At 72.2% G+C, this 12,687-nt stretch carries 12 protein-coding genes; 5 read left to right on the top strand and 7 right to left on the bottom strand.

Annotated features, from left to right (window positions below; genetic code table 11):
- Positions 1-242: 242 nt before the first annotated feature.
- The 4 genes from ACFVTF_RS32390 to ACFVTF_RS32375 all read left to right on the top strand — a co-directional run bounded on the left by ACFVTF_RS32390 (position 243) and on the right by ACFVTF_RS32375 (position 4,254).
- Entirely contained in the window at positions 243-716 is a 474-nt protein-coding gene (locus tag ACFVTF_RS32390) for an Lrp/AsnC family transcriptional regulator (RefSeq protein WP_030243538.1), read from the top strand.
- On the top strand, positions 713-2,107 hold the full coding sequence (locus ACFVTF_RS32385) for an aspartate aminotransferase family protein (RefSeq protein WP_350882875.1): 1,395 nt from the start codon (positions 713-715) through the stop codon (positions 2,105-2,107). The genes ACFVTF_RS32390 and ACFVTF_RS32385 overlap by 4 nt, the downstream gene beginning before the upstream one ends.
- 212 nt (positions 2,108-2,319) lie before the next feature.
- Entirely contained in the window at positions 2,320-3,075 is a 756-nt protein-coding gene (locus ACFVTF_RS32380) for an ATP-binding cassette domain-containing protein (protein WP_363631467.1), read from the top strand.
- A 27-nt stretch (positions 3,076-3,102) separates the two neighbouring features.
- A complete protein-coding gene (locus tag ACFVTF_RS32375; protein ID WP_387817718.1) occupies positions 3,103-4,254 on the top strand; it encodes a hypothetical protein in 1,152 nt (383 codons plus the stop codon).
- Positions 4,255-4,281: 27 nt separating this feature from the next.
- On the opposite strand, the gene rlmN is transcribed toward ACFVTF_RS32375, so the two are convergent.
- From rlmN to rpsB, 6 genes are all read right to left on the bottom strand, one after another.
- Complete coding sequence (gene rlmN, locus ACFVTF_RS32370) at positions 4,282-5,382, bottom strand: 23S rRNA (adenine(2503)-C(2))-methyltransferase RlmN (RefSeq protein WP_371517009.1); 1,101 nt, start codon at positions 5,380-5,382, stop codon at positions 4,282-4,284.
- 133 nt (positions 5,383-5,515) lie between these two features.
- Positions 5,516-6,991, bottom strand: a complete 1,476-nt coding sequence (locus ACFVTF_RS32365) for a phosphatidate cytidylyltransferase (protein ID WP_387817717.1) — start codon at positions 6,989-6,991, stop codon at positions 5,516-5,518.
- The gene (gene frr, locus ACFVTF_RS32360; protein ID WP_063347665.1) at positions 6,991-7,548 is read right to left on the bottom strand and encodes a ribosome recycling factor; all 558 of its coding nucleotides are present in this window, start codon (positions 7,546-7,548) and stop codon (positions 6,991-6,993) included. Before frr ends, ACFVTF_RS32365 begins: the two co-directional genes overlap by 1 nt.
- A 98-nt stretch (positions 7,549-7,646) precedes the next feature.
- Positions 7,647-8,411 (bottom strand): UMP kinase, encoded by a 765-nt coding sequence (pyrH, locus tag ACFVTF_RS32355; protein ID WP_030056790.1) that lies wholly within the window; start codon positions 8,409-8,411, stop codon positions 7,647-7,649.
- 261 nt (positions 8,412-8,672) lie between these two features.
- Entirely contained in the window at positions 8,673-9,512 is an 840-nt protein-coding gene (tsf, locus tag ACFVTF_RS32350) for a translation elongation factor Ts (protein WP_371517011.1), read from the bottom strand.
- Positions 9,513-9,641: 129 nt separating this feature from the next.
- Complete coding sequence (gene rpsB / locus ACFVTF_RS32345) at positions 9,642-10,544, bottom strand: 30S ribosomal protein S2 (RefSeq protein WP_371517012.1); 903 nt, start codon at positions 10,542-10,544, stop codon at positions 9,642-9,644.
- A gap of 577 nt (positions 10,545-11,121) precedes the next feature.
- On the opposite strand from rpsB, the gene ACFVTF_RS32340 reads away from it, so the two are divergent.
- Positions 11,122-11,835 (top strand): murein hydrolase activator EnvC family protein, encoded by a 714-nt coding sequence (locus ACFVTF_RS32340; protein ID WP_387817716.1) that lies wholly within the window; start codon positions 11,122-11,124, stop codon positions 11,833-11,835.
- A 48-nt stretch (positions 11,836-11,883) separates the two neighbouring features.
- Here the strand turns inward: ACFVTF_RS32340 and ACFVTF_RS32335 are convergent, their stop codons facing one another.
- Positions 11,884-12,468, bottom strand: coding sequence for a TetR/AcrR family transcriptional regulator (locus tag ACFVTF_RS32335; protein ID WP_387817725.1), 585 nt, complete (start codon positions 12,466-12,468; stop codon positions 11,884-11,886).
- Positions 12,469-12,687: the final 219 nt, after the last annotated feature.

Below are 12,687 nucleotides of genomic sequence, written 5' to 3'. Positions count from 1 at the left end.
CGGGTCCGGCGCACGAAGGGTGTCGGGTGGCCGGGCCCTGGACGGCGCGGTCCACTGGTTTGGGGGAACGCGCGCTGCGCTGCGGGGCTGCGCGCGTACCGTGCCAGGGTAGCCGCATGACTGCCGGTATCGACAGGTGCAGTGCATGTAGGCGATGAAATCCGTACGCGGATTCCAAGATCGCGACGAAATCAGCAGATTCCTCGCTTGCGAACAGGAGAACGATCAGGCACAGTGGCGGCGTGGCCAACCGCGACCGGAACGCGAGCGTTCCCCTCGATGCCGCCTCCAAGGCGATCATCGAGCAGCTCCAGGAGGACGGACGCCGCCCGTACGCCGCCATCGGCAAGGCCGTCGGCCTGTCCGAAGCGGCCGTGCGCCAGCGCGTCCAGAAGCTGCTCGACCAGGGCGTGATGCAGATCGTCGCCGTCACGGACCCGCTCACCGTCGGCTTCACCCGCCAGGCGATGGTCGGCATCCGGGTCGAGGGCGACATCGAGCCCGTCGCCGACGCGCTGGCCGCCCTCGACGAGGTCGACTACGTCGTCTGCACCGCAGGCTCGTTCGATCTCCTGGCCGAACTGGTCTGCGAGGACGACGAGCACCTGCTCGAACTGATCAACAAGCGCATCCGCGCGCTTCCCGGCGTGCGGAGCACCGAGAGCTTCGTCTACCTGAAGCTCCGGAAACAGACCTACACCTGGGGCACCCGATGACAGCCGACCCGGCGCAGAAGGACCTTTCCAAGACCGCCTACGACCACCTGTGGATGCACTTCACCCGCATGTCGTCGTACGAGAACTCCCCCGTGCCGACGATCGTCAAGGGCGAAGGCACCTACGTCTGGGACGACAAGGGCCGCAAGTACCTCGACGGCCTCGCCGGCCTGTTCGTCGTCCAGGCCGGCCACGGCCGCGAGGAGCTGGCCGAGGCCGCCGCCAAGCAGGCCAAGGAGCTCGCCTTCTTCCCGGTGTGGAGCTACGCCCACCCGAAGGCCGTCGAGCTGGCCGAGCGCCTGGCCAACTACGCCCCGGGCGACCTGAACAAGGTCTTCTTCTCCACCGGTGGCGGCGAGGCCGTCGAGACCGCCTGGAAGCTCGCCAAGCAGTACTTCAAGCTGACCGGCAAGCCGACCAAGTACAAGGTCATCTCGCGCGCCGTCGCCTACCACGGCACCCCGCAGGGCGCCCTGTCGATCACCGGCCTGCCGGGCCTGAAGGCCCCGTTCGAGCCGCTGGTGCCGGGCACCCACAAGGCCCCGAACACCAACATCTACCGCGCCCCCGCCTTCCTCGAAGGCCCGGACGGCACGGTCGACCCCGAGGCCTACGGCCGCTGGTGCGCCGACGAGATCGAGGTGGCCATCCTCAACGAGGGCGCCGAGACCGTCGCGGCCGTCTTCGTCGAGCCGGTGCAGAACGCCGGTGGCTGCTTCCCGCCGCCGCCCGGGTACTTCCAGCGCCTGCGCGAGATCTGCGACCGCCACGACGTGCTGCTGGTCTCGGACGAGGTCATCTGCGCCTTCGGCCGCCTGGGCACCATGTTCGGCGCCGACAAGTTCGGCTACCAGCCCGACATGATCACCTGCGCCAAGGGCATGACCTCGGGCTACTCCCCGATCGGCGCCACGATCATCTCGGACCGCCTCGCCGAGCCGTTCTACAAGGGCGACAACACCTTCCTGCACGGCTACACCTTCGGCGGCCACCCGGTCTCCTCCGCGGTGGCGCTGGCCAACCTCGACATCTTCGAGCGCGAGGGCCTGAACCAGAACGTCCTCGACAACGAGGCCGCGTTCCTGGGCACCCTGAACAAGCTGCGCGACCTGCCGATCGTCGGCGACGTCCGCGGCAACGGGTACTTCTACGGCATCGAGCTCGTGAAGGACAAGGTCACCAAGGAGTCGTTCAACGACGACGAGGTCGAGCGCGTCCTCTACGGCTTCCTGTCGAAGGCCCTCTTCGACAACGGCCTGTACTGCCGCGCCGACGACCGTGGCGACCCGGTCATCCAGCTGGCCCCGCCGCTGATCTCCAACCAGTCGACCTTCGACGAGATCGAGCAGATCCTGCGGACCAGCCTCACCGACGCGTGGGCGAAGATCTGACCCCCTGATCCTCCTTCCCCACCCTCCGCCGAAGGGCGGTCCCACTCCCCCGGGACCGCCCTTCGGCGTTTTTCCGGCGCTGCCGACCGATCAAACATGCCTGATTGCGGGTGATTTGCCCGCGATGGACCAGAGCGCCGCAACCGCACCAGGCCCCAGTCGTTCTAATCTGACGACTGTCATATCCCTGCGGCCACCCAGGATGGAACCTCATGTCAGCGGCACCGCCTGACAACGACGTGCTGTGGGCCCGGGGGATCGTCAAGTCCCATCACGGCACCCCCGCCCTCCGGGGCATCTCGATCGGCGTCCGCGAGGGCGAAGTGCTCGCCGTCACCGGCCCCCGCGGCTCCGGCAAGAGCACCCTCCTCGGCTGCCTCTCCGCCCTCCTCACCGTCGACGAGGGCGAGGTCTGGTTCAACAGCGCGCCCGTCCACACCCTCGGCCGGGCCGGGCGCGAACGGCTGCGCCGCGACCGCTTCGGCTTCGTCGGCTCCGAACCCCACCTGGTGCCCGAGCTGACCGCCCGGGAGAACGTCGCCCTGCCGCTGCTGCTCGCCGGCGCCGGCAACAAGGCCGCCTACACCGCCGCCGACGAATGGCTGGAACGCCTCGACGTCGGCGAGGTCGCCCGGCAGCGCCCCGACCGGCTGCTCCAGAGCCAGCGCCAGCGGATCGCCGTCGCCCGCGCCCTCGCCCCGCTGCCGCCCGTCGTGTTCGCCGACGACCCCACCGCCCCGCTCCACCGCGAGGCCGCCGACCAGGTCCTGCGGATACTGACCAGCGCGGCCCGGTCGCACCAGCTCACCCTCGTCCTGGCCACTCACGACCCCGAGCTCGTCCGGTTCGCGGACCGCGCCGTCGCCCTCGTCGACGGACGGCTCACCGCCCCCGCCGCCCCCGTCCCGCGCGGCCCCGCCGTCCCGGGGGCGGCCGGCGCGTCCGCCGTCTCGGCCACCCGCCGCTGACGACGCCGAGCCGCTGAAAGAGTCGACGTGTTCTATCTCCGTCTGGCCCGGGGCTACCGGGTGCCCGACCTCGGCCGCTGGCTGCTCACCGTGCTGGCCGCCGCCGTGGTCTCCGCCTTCCTGCTGCGCTCCCTCGGCCGGGCGATGAGCGACCCGCTCGGCGGCGAGGACGCGCTGGTGCGCCTGCTCTGGTGCCTGCCCCCGCTCGCCGCCGTCGCCTGGTTCGCGGCCGTCGCCGCCCGCGCCGTACCCGCCCAGCGGCCCGAACGGATCACCGGCCTGCGCGCCGCCGGAGCCGGCTCCGGCCGGATCCGCGCCCTGATCGCCGGTGAGGTCGTGCTCGCCTGCACCCTCGGCAGCGCGCTCACCCTGCTGGTCTTCCTGGTCCTGCGCAACGACATCGCCGGGCCCGCGCTCGCCGCCGACCTCGGCATGGGCGTGCCGCTGCCGGCCGTCGCGCCGGTCGCCCTGCTCGCCCTGGTCCCGCTCACCGCCGGGATCGCCGCCGCCTGCGCCGTCCCGCCCACCGAGTACCTGCCCGGCAGCCGCACCCACCGCGGCACCGGCTTCGGCGCGCTGCGGGTCGCCCTGCCGGTCGGGCTCACCGTGACCGGCCTCGCCCTCGAACTCATCGCCCTGCGGCCCGGCGCCGCCGCCGACGGCCGGCCGATCCACCTGCCCGCCGGGCTCGGCAGCACCAGCACCGCCGCACTCGGCGGCTGGGCCGCCAGCGCGGTCGGGCTCGCCCTGCTCACCGGCCCGTTGCTGTCCTGGACGGGGCGGCTGCTCGCGCTCGGTCGGCCCACCCCGCTGCGGCTGCTGGCCGGCCGCGGACTCACCGCCCAGGCCCGACGCCTCGGCCCGCCGCTGGCCGTGCTCACCCTCGCCCTCGCGCTGGTGCTCACCACCATCCGCTACTGGATCGGCACGCCCGACAGCGCCGACGTGCTGCCCGCCGTCGAGGCCTGCCTGGTGCTCGGCTGCGCGGCCGCCGCCGTGGCCGCCCGGCTGGCCGAGGTCCGCACCGACCGCCGGGACGTCACCGACGTGCTGCTGCGCCTCGGCACCTCGCCCCGGCTGCTGTTCGGCGCGGTCGCGCTGCGCACCCTGGCGGTGGGCACCACGCTGCTGGTGACCGGCGGGGCGACCGCCGCACTGGCGGCCGCCGGCCTGCGCTGACTTCCCGGCCTGCGGTGACCCGCCGGCTCAGCCCGCCGCGGCGAGCTGGCCGCAGGCGCCGTCGATCTCCTGGCCACGGGTGTCGCGGACGGTCGTCGGCACCCCGTGCGACTGGAGCCGGCGGACGAACTCGCGCTCGTCCTCGGGCCGGGAGGCGGTCCACTTGGAGCCCGGCGTCGGGTTCAGCGGGATCAGGTTGACGTGCACCCGGTGGTTCTTGATCAGTCGGCCGAGCAGGTCCGCCCGCCACGCCTGGTCGTTGATGTCCTTGATCAGCGCGTACTCGATGGAGATCCGTCGGCCGGACTTCTCCGCGTAGTTCCACGCGGCGTCCAGCACCTCGGAGACCTTCCAGCGGGTGTTCACCGGCACCAGCTCGTCGCGCAGCTCGTCGTCCGGGGCGTGCAGCGACAGCGCCAGGCGGCAGCTGAGGCCCTCGTCGGCCAGCCGGTTCATCGCCGGGACCAGGCCGACGGTGGAGACCGTGACACCTCGCTGGGACAGGCCGAAACCGTCCGGCGCCGGGTCGGTCAGCCGGCGGATCGCGGCCAGCACCCGGTTGTAGTTGGCCAGCGGCTCGCCCATGCCCATGAAGACCACGTTCGACAGCCGCGCCTCGCCACCGGGGATCTCGCCGGCCTTGAGCGCGCGCATCCCGGCGGCGATCTGCTCGACGATCTCGGCGGTGGACAGGTTGCGGGTCAGTCCGGCCTGGCCGGTCGCGCAGAAGGGGCAGTTCATGCCGCAGCCCGCCTGCGAGCTGATGCACATGGTGACCCGGTCCGGGTAGCGCATCAGCACCGACTCGACGAGCGTGCCGTCGAAGAGCTTCCAGAGCGTCTTGCGGGTGGTGTCGTCGTCGCAGGACACGTGCCGCACGACCGACATCAGGTCCGGCAGCAGGCTCCCGGTCAGCTTCTCCCGGCTGGCGGCGGGGATGTCCGTCCAGCCCTCCGGGTCGTTCGACATCCGGCCGAAGTAGTGGTTGGAGAGCTGCTTGGCGCGGAACGGCTGCTCGCCCAGCTCGGCGACGGCCTCCTTGCGCTCGGCGGGGCTCAGGTCGGCGAGGTGTCGCGGGGGCTTGGCGCCGCGCGGCGCGACAAAGGTGAGTTCTCCGGGCTTAGGCATGGTTCATCCAGTGTCGCAGACGCCGGGAGCGGGCCGGGACGTGCGAGGGCCCCGGACGCACAGGCGTCCGGGGCCCTTCCGCCGCTCGCGGCCGGAGGCCGGGTCGAGGGCCTCTCCGAGGGCCGGTCAGGCCCTAACTGCCGACGAAGGCCGCCAGCAGCAGCCAGACCACCGGAGCGGTCGGCAGGAGCGAGTCCAGCCGGTCCATGATGCCGCCGTGGCCGGGCAGTAGCGTGCCCATGTCCTTGATGCCGAGGTCGCGCTTGATCATCGACTCGCCCAGGTCGCCCAGGGTCGCGGTGACCGCCGCGCAGCCGCCCAGGATCAGGCCCTGCCACCAGCTGCCGCCGTCGATGATCAGCTCCATCAGCACGGCGCCCGCCAGCATCGACAGGCCGATGCCGCCGGCCAGGCCCTCACGGGTCTTGCCGGGGCTGATCGTCGGGGCGAGCTTGGTCTTGCCGAACTTGTAGCCCACGGCGTAGGCGCCCGTGTCGCTGCAGATCGTGACGATCAGGAACAGCACGATCCGCTGGGGGCCGTCGTCGGCCGCCAGCATCAACGCCACGAAGGTCGCCAGGAACGGCACGTAGAAGGCGGTGAACACCCCGGCCGTTATGTCCCGCAGGTAGTCCTCCGGCGGCTCGGCCATCCGCCAGACCATCACCGCCAGCCCGGTCAGCGCCAGCGAGGCCGCGGCCCACTGCACCCCGGCCCAGTAGCCGGTGGAGATCATGGCGATGCCGCCCGCGACCAGCGGCACCAGCGGCGCCTTGATCTGCTTGCGCTCGGCGAGCCGGCTGGTCAGCTCCCAGACGCCGACCGACACCGCGGCCATCACGACGAACAGGAACAGCGCCTTCACCACGAACAGCGAGGCGATGATCACCGCACCGAGACCGACCCCCACACCTATCGCGGCCTGGAGGTTACGGCCACCGCGCTGCTTGCGCGGCTGCGGCTGCGGGGCGGACTGGGCGGCCACGGGTGTCTCCTGCCCTGGATGGGACGACGGCACGAAGTGGGGCTGCCCGGCCGCCGGGTAACTCGGCGGCGCGGGAGGCACCGGGGCCCCGGGGCGCGGCGGGGCGCCGCGGCCGGGGGTGGCGTCATCGGTTATCGCGCGCAGCACGACCGTCTCCGTCACACCCGGCACCGCCGCCTCGGACCGGTCGTCCCGGAACAGCGGGCCGCTCAGCCGACCGGCCTCCCGGGACTGACCGGCGGCGGGGTCACCCGGTCGGCCGGAGCCCGCCGGCGCGCCCTGGTCCGGCACGCCGGGGAACGGGCCGGGGCCCGCCGGTACGGGAGGCATGACCTGAGTCTCCTCCGCGTCGCCGCCCCAGTACACCGGAGGCTGCTGCGAGTGATCCGAACGGTGGCCGGGGTCACCCGGCGCGCCGCCCGGCGCACCCGGGTGGGCGGCCCCGCCGCCCGGGTGACCGGGGTAGCCCTGGGCCTGCGGCGGCGCCGGGTACTCGCCGTACCCCGGCGCCGGGTGCGCCTGCTGCAGAGGAGCCTGCGGCCGGGGCTGCGGCGCCGGGCGGTAGGGCTGGAACTGCTGGTCGGACGGGCCCCAGTAGCCAGGGGCGTCAGGGGCGTCGTTCATCAGACTTCGAGCAGCTCGGCTTCCTTGTGCTTCAGCAGCTCGTCGACGGCGGCCACGTACTTGGCCGTGGTGTCGTCGAGCTCCTTCTCGGCGCGGCGGCCGTCGTCCTCGCCGACCTCGCCGTCCTTGACCAGCTTGTCGATGGCGTCCTTGGCCTTGCGGCGCACCGCGCGGATCGAGACCTTCGCGTCCTCGCCCTTGCCCCGGGCCACCTTGATGAACTCCCGGCGGCGCTCCTCGGTCAGCTCGGGCAGCACCACCCGGATGAGGGAGCCGTCGTTGGACGGGTTGACGCCCAGGTCGGAGTCGCGGATCGCCTGCTCGATCGCCTTCAGCGCGGTCTTGTCGAACGGCGAGACGACCGCCATCCGGGGCTCCGGCACCGAGAACGAGGCCAGCTGGTTGATCGGTGTCACGGTGCCGTAGTACTCGGCGACGATCTTGGCGAACATCGCCGGGTGGGCACGGCCGGTGCGGATGGCGGCGAAGTCGTCCTTGGCGACGGCGACGGCCTTCTCCATCTTCTCCTCGGCTTCGAGGAGGGTCTCTTCGATCACTGTGATCTCCCTGTCCGGTTCATCTGCGATTGTCCCGACCGGTGTCGGCGTCGAGGCCGGTCACGGCGACGACGCCGTCCCGTACGGCTGATTGCTGCTCAGGCCCGGACAGAATCCTGGCTGATGAGTGTGCCGATCTTCTCACTCTTCACCGCGCGCGCGATATTGCCCTCCGCCAGCAGCTCGAAGACCAGCATCGGGAGGTTGTTGTCCTTGCACAGCGTGATCGCGGTGAGGTCGGCGACCTTGAGGTCGCGCGCGATGACCTCGGAGTACTCCAGCGCGTCGAACTTCACCGCGTCCGGGTTGGTCCGGGGGTCCGAGTCGTAGACGCCGTCCACACCGTTCTTGCCCATCAGCAGGACGTCGGCGTGGATCTCCAGGGCCCGCTGGACGGCGGTGGTGTCGGTCGAGAAGTACGGCATGCCCATACCGGCGCCGAAGATCACCACACGGCCCTTCTCCAGGTGCCGGACGGCCCGCAGCGGCAGGTACGGCTCGGCGACCTGGCCCATGGTGATCGCGGTCTGGACCCGGGTCTCGATGCCTTCCTTCACCAGGAAGTCCTGCAGCGCCAGGCAGTTCATCACGGTGCCGAGCATGCCCATGTAGTCGGAGCGCGCCCGGTCCATGCCACGGACCTGCAGCTCGGCGCCCCGGAAGAAGTTGCCGCCGCCGATGACCACCGCGACCTCGGTACCGGCACGGACGACGGTGGCGATCTCCCGGGCGATCGCGTGCACGACGTCCGGGTCGACGCCGAGTCCGCCACCACCGGCAAAGGCTTCACCGGACAGCTTGAGCAGCACCCGGCGGCGCGAGCCGGCCTTGGGGTCCTGCGCGGTCTCCTGCGTCTCCTGCATGGACTTCTCCTTTTTGCACCTACTGGCTCACAGGCGCGGGTGTGCGGATGCCCGGCCTGCGCGTACGCGAGAGGAGGCCACTGCCGCGGGAACCGGTTCGGTGTCCTGCACGGCAATGGCCTCCTCGTCGTTCATGGTGCCGACGCGGCCCGCCCGTGGACGGTTGGCACTGGGTGAGCCCGTTCGGCGTTCCGCCCGCCCCGGTCACCGGGCGGGGGCGGTTCCCAGCGTAAGGGTGCCGGGGACCAGGTGGAACGTGGCTCAGGCGCCGACGCGGAAGCGGGCGAAGCGCTTGAGGGCGACGCCGTTCTCCTCGAGGACCTTGGCGACGGTCTTCTTGTTGTCCTTCGCGAAGGCCTGCTCCAGGACGGAGTTCTCCTTGACGAAGCCGGTGACGCGACCCTCGACGATCTTCGGCAGGGCAGCCTCGGGCTTGCCCTCCTCGCGCGCGGTGGCCTCGGCGACGCGACGCTCGTTCTCGAGGTCCTCGGCCGGGATCTCCTCGCGGGACAGGAACTTCGGCGCGAACGCGGCGATGTGCTGCGCGACGTCCTTCGCGACCTCGGCGTTCTCCTTGTCCAGCTCGACCAGGACGCCGACGGCCGGCGGCAGGTCGGGGCTGGTCTTGTGCAGGTAGACCGCGACGAAGCCGTCACCGTCGAACTGGGCGAAGCGACGGAAGACGATCTTCTCGCCCAGGGTCGCGTTGGCCTCGTCGACGAACTGCTGGACGGTCTTGCCGGCCTCGATCTCGGACGCCAGGGCGGCGTCCAGGTCGGCCGGGGCGGTCTTGGCCACGTGAGCGGCGATCGCGTCGGCGACCTGGACGAAGTTGTCACCCTTGGCGACGAAGTCGGTCTCGCAGTTCAGCTCGACCAGAACGCCGGACTTCTTGTCCTCGGCGATCAGCGCGGCGACGGCGCCGTTGGAGGCGTCACGGCCCTCGCGCTTGGCAACGCCCTTCTGGCCCTTGATGCGCAGGAGCTCGACGGCCTTCTCGACGTTGCCCTCAGCCTCGTCCAGAGCCTTCTTGCAGTCCATCATGCCGGCGCCGGTGAGCTCACGGAGCTTCTTGACGTCCGCGGCGGTGAAGTTCGCCATGGTGTGAATCTCTTCTCGCGTCTCGCGTGTCTGCGTGGGGAGACGCCGGGACCGATGGTTCGGTCCCGGCGCGGGAGAGAGGGGCACCTACCGGTGTCGTACCGGCGGGTGCCCCTCACCCTTGGTACGTCAGGCCTGCTCGGCCGGCGCCTCGGTGGCCGCAGCCTCGGCGGCGGGGGCCTCGACGGCCGGAGCCTCGGCGGCGGGGGCCTCAGCGGCCGGAGCCTCGGCGGCGGCGGGGGCCTCCTCGGCCTTCTTCTCGCCCTCGATGAGGTCCTTCTCCCAGTCGGCCAGCGGCTGGTCGGCGCCCGGCTCGGCCTTGACGTCGCCCTTGGCGACACCGGCGCGGGCCTTCAGACCCTCGGCCACGGCGTCGGCGATCACGCGGGTCAGCAGGGTGACGGAGCGGATCGCGTCGTCGTTGCCCGGGATCTTGTAGTCGACCTCGTCGGGGTCACAGTTGGTGTCGAGGATGGCGACGACCGGGATGTTGAGCTTCCGGGCCTCGCCGACCGCGATGTGCTCCTTCTTGGTGTCCACGATCCACACGGCGCTGGGGACGCGCTGCATGTCGCGGATACCGCCGAGGGTCTTCTCCAGCTTGTCGTGCTCGCGCTGGAGGACCAGGAGCTCCTTCTTGGTGAGGCCGGAACCGGCCACGTCCGAGAAGTCCAGCTCGCCGAGCTCCTTCAGGCGCTGCAGGCGCTTGTAGACGGTCGAGAAGTTGGTCAGCATGCCGCCGAGCCAGCGCTGGTTCACGTAGGGCATGCCCACGCGGGTGGCCTGCTCGGCGATGGCCTCCTGGGCCTGCTTCTTCGTGCCGACGAAGAGGACGCTGCCGCCGTGGGCAACGGTCTCCTTGATGAACTCGAAGGCGCGGTCGATGTAGTTCAGCGACTGCAGGAGGTCGATGATGTAGATGCCGTTGCGCTCCGTGATGATGAAGCGCTTCATCTTCGGGTTCCAACGGCGGGTCTGGTGACCGAAGTGGACGCCGCTCTCCAGCAGCTCCCGCATCGTGACGACGGCCATAGCCGTGCTCCTCAGGTGTTACGGCCCGGCGGTCGCGCAACGGACGGCGGGTTCGCGCGGTGGCGCTCCCCGCTCGCGCGGTGCGTCCGGCCGGGTCAGGCTCGGTTTGTCCGTGGCAGCCAGGTGACAGCCACGCCTGACGCCCCGAACGTGCCGAGCCGCTTGAACCCGCACGGTCCGGGGACCAGGCGGGCTCGGCGGACCGAGCGGCACTCGCACCTGGCGGGGGCAGCGGCCGGGCCGCGTCCGTCCACCGGTGGCGGGGCGTGCGAAGTCGACCCGGCGGACCGGGTCGCGTGTGAAGTGTACGGGAAGCGCTGCGGGGCGGGCGACTCCGCGACCGGCGGAGGCCCTGGGCGGGCGGATCCGCGCTGGCGGGAGCTGGGCGGAGACGGGCCGGAGACGGGGCGGAGGCGGGCCGGCCCGGCCTTGGGAACGCGGCCGCCGCGGTGCTTGTACACCGGATGGCGGCATCCGTACACCCTCTGGAGGGACGGGATCCGGCCACGAGGGCGGTTTGTCCACAGGAGTCCGGAAGTGGGTGGCACCGGGGCGGCGGCGCAGCAAGCCTCGGGGCATGACTGCTCGCGCTGGGTGCCCGCTTCCGTCCGCCGTCGATTCGGCCCGCTCGGGGCTGGGCCGGTTGGGGCTGGGTTGGTTGGGGCCGGACGGGTTGGGGCCCCGCTCGTTCGGTGTACTGCGGGGGCTGGTCGCCGTGCTGGCGGCACTGGTGCTGCTGGTCTCGGGCGGCGCGGTGCGGGGCGCCGCTCTCAGCGGGGGCATCGGCCCAGGTCCGGGTGAGGGCGCTGGAGGTACTGGCGGGGGCCGCGAGACCGGCCGGACCGGTTCGGACCGTGCGCGGGCCTGGCCGGTGGGCGGGCCCGACGGGGTGCTCGGGCGGTTCGAACCACCGGCCACGCCGTGGGCCGCCGGACACCGGGGAGTCGACCTCGCCGCCGCGCCCGGGGCGGAGGTACGGGCGGCTGCCGCCGGGGTGGTCACCTTCTCCGGGCTGGTGGCAGGGCGCCCGGTGGTGACCGTCACCCACCCCGGCTCGGGGTCACCCCCCTTGCGGACCACCTACCTGCCCGTCGCCGGCACCGCCCCGGTCGGCACCGAGGTACCCGCCGGGCAGGTGATCGGGCGGCTCGCCCCCGACGGACGGCACTGCCCAGCGCGGGACTGCCTGCACTGGGGGCTGCTGCGCGGCGGGCGCTACCTCGACCCGCTGGCCCTGTTCGGCGCGGGAGCCGCGCGGCTGCTGCCGCTGGGCGGCGCCGGGCGCACCTGATGAATCAGCTGAACCGAATGAACCGGACACACCGGGCCGGATAGCGGCTCAGGCCCGACCGAGGCCGTGCAAGGCCATGGCCACCGCGGCGTCCGCGATCAGCTCGGGGCGCTCGGCCGCACACCCGGCGCGGCCCCCCGCCGCCACTTGCTCGGCCCGGCGCACGGCCGCCTCCACGACCCCTTGGAGCAGCGCCGCAGCAAGCCGGGGCTGCGCGTGACCGAGATCCTCCAGGGCCCGGACGACCAGGCCGACCAGCTTGCCGTGCGCCGCCCGGATGCGCTCGCGCGCGGCCTCGTCGAGTTCGAGCGCGGAGATCGCCACCACCGCCCGGTGGCGCGGGTCCGCGGCCAACGCCAGCTGGCCGCGGACATACGCCTCGATCCGGTCGGCCGCGCTGTCACAGCTCTCCATCCCGGCCTCGATCTCGGCCGCCCAGAGCGGGAAGTCCACCTCGCAGAGCGCCTCGACCACGGCGGCCCGGGAGCGGAAGTACTCGTAGACCGAGGAGCGCGCCAGGGCGGTGCGCGCAGCGAGCGCGGGGAAGGTCAGCGCCTCCATGCCGCCCTCCGTGAGCAGGGTGCGGGCAGCGTCAAGGAGGGCTGCGCGCTGCAGCTGGCGATGCTCGGCCACCGTGGCCGCTCGGATCTTCGGCACGCTCCCACTGTACGGAGCCCTACCTGCGGCCGGTACGGCGCCGCGCATCTGGGCGGGGAGCGAGGGCGCGCAGGCGCGCGGCGAGGCGTGCGAGTGGGCGCGTGACCCGGGGATCCTGCCCGGTGTAACGGCCCAGGGTTTCGGCCGGGCGAGTGCGGCCCAGGATTGCGGCCGGGCGGGTGCGGACCGGCGACG

It is taken from the genome of Kitasatospora sp. NPDC057940, from assembly GCF_042887425.1.
Taxonomy (GTDB): domain Bacteria; phylum Actinomycetota; class Actinomycetes; order Streptomycetales; family Streptomycetaceae; genus Kitasatospora.
The sequence above is the reverse complement of the archived record's forward strand: the minus strand, read 5'-3'. Positions and strand labels throughout refer to the sequence as shown.

Bases quoted from the DNA above. Each gene is read 5' to 3' on its own strand.
- rlmN (WP_371517009.1), bottom strand. From the start codon at position 5,382: ATGCCTAAGCCCGGAGAACTCACCTTTGTCGCGCCGCGCGGCGCCAAG.
- ACFVTF_RS32340 (WP_387817716.1), top strand. From the start codon at position 11,122: ATGACTGCTCGCGCTGGGTGCCCGCTTCCGTCCGCCGTCGATTCGGCC.
- pyrH (WP_030056790.1), bottom strand. From the start codon at position 8,411: ATGCAGGAGACGCAGGAGACCGCGCAGGACCCCAAGGCCGGCTCGCGC.
- rpsB (WP_371517012.1), bottom strand. From the start codon at position 10,544: ATGGCCGTCGTCACGATGCGGGAGCTGCTGGAGAGCGGCGTCCACTTC.
- ACFVTF_RS32385 (WP_350882875.1), top strand. From the start codon at position 713: ATGACAGCCGACCCGGCGCAGAAGGACCTTTCCAAGACCGCCTACGAC.
- ACFVTF_RS32365 (WP_387817717.1), bottom strand. From the start codon at position 6,991: ATGAACGACGCCCCTGACGCCCCTGGCTACTGGGGCCCGTCCGACCAG.
- tsf (WP_371517011.1), bottom strand. From the start codon at position 9,512: ATGGCGAACTTCACCGCCGCGGACGTCAAGAAGCTCCGTGAGCTCACC.
- ACFVTF_RS32380 (WP_363631467.1), top strand. From the start codon at position 2,320: ATGTCAGCGGCACCGCCTGACAACGACGTGCTGTGGGCCCGGGGGATC.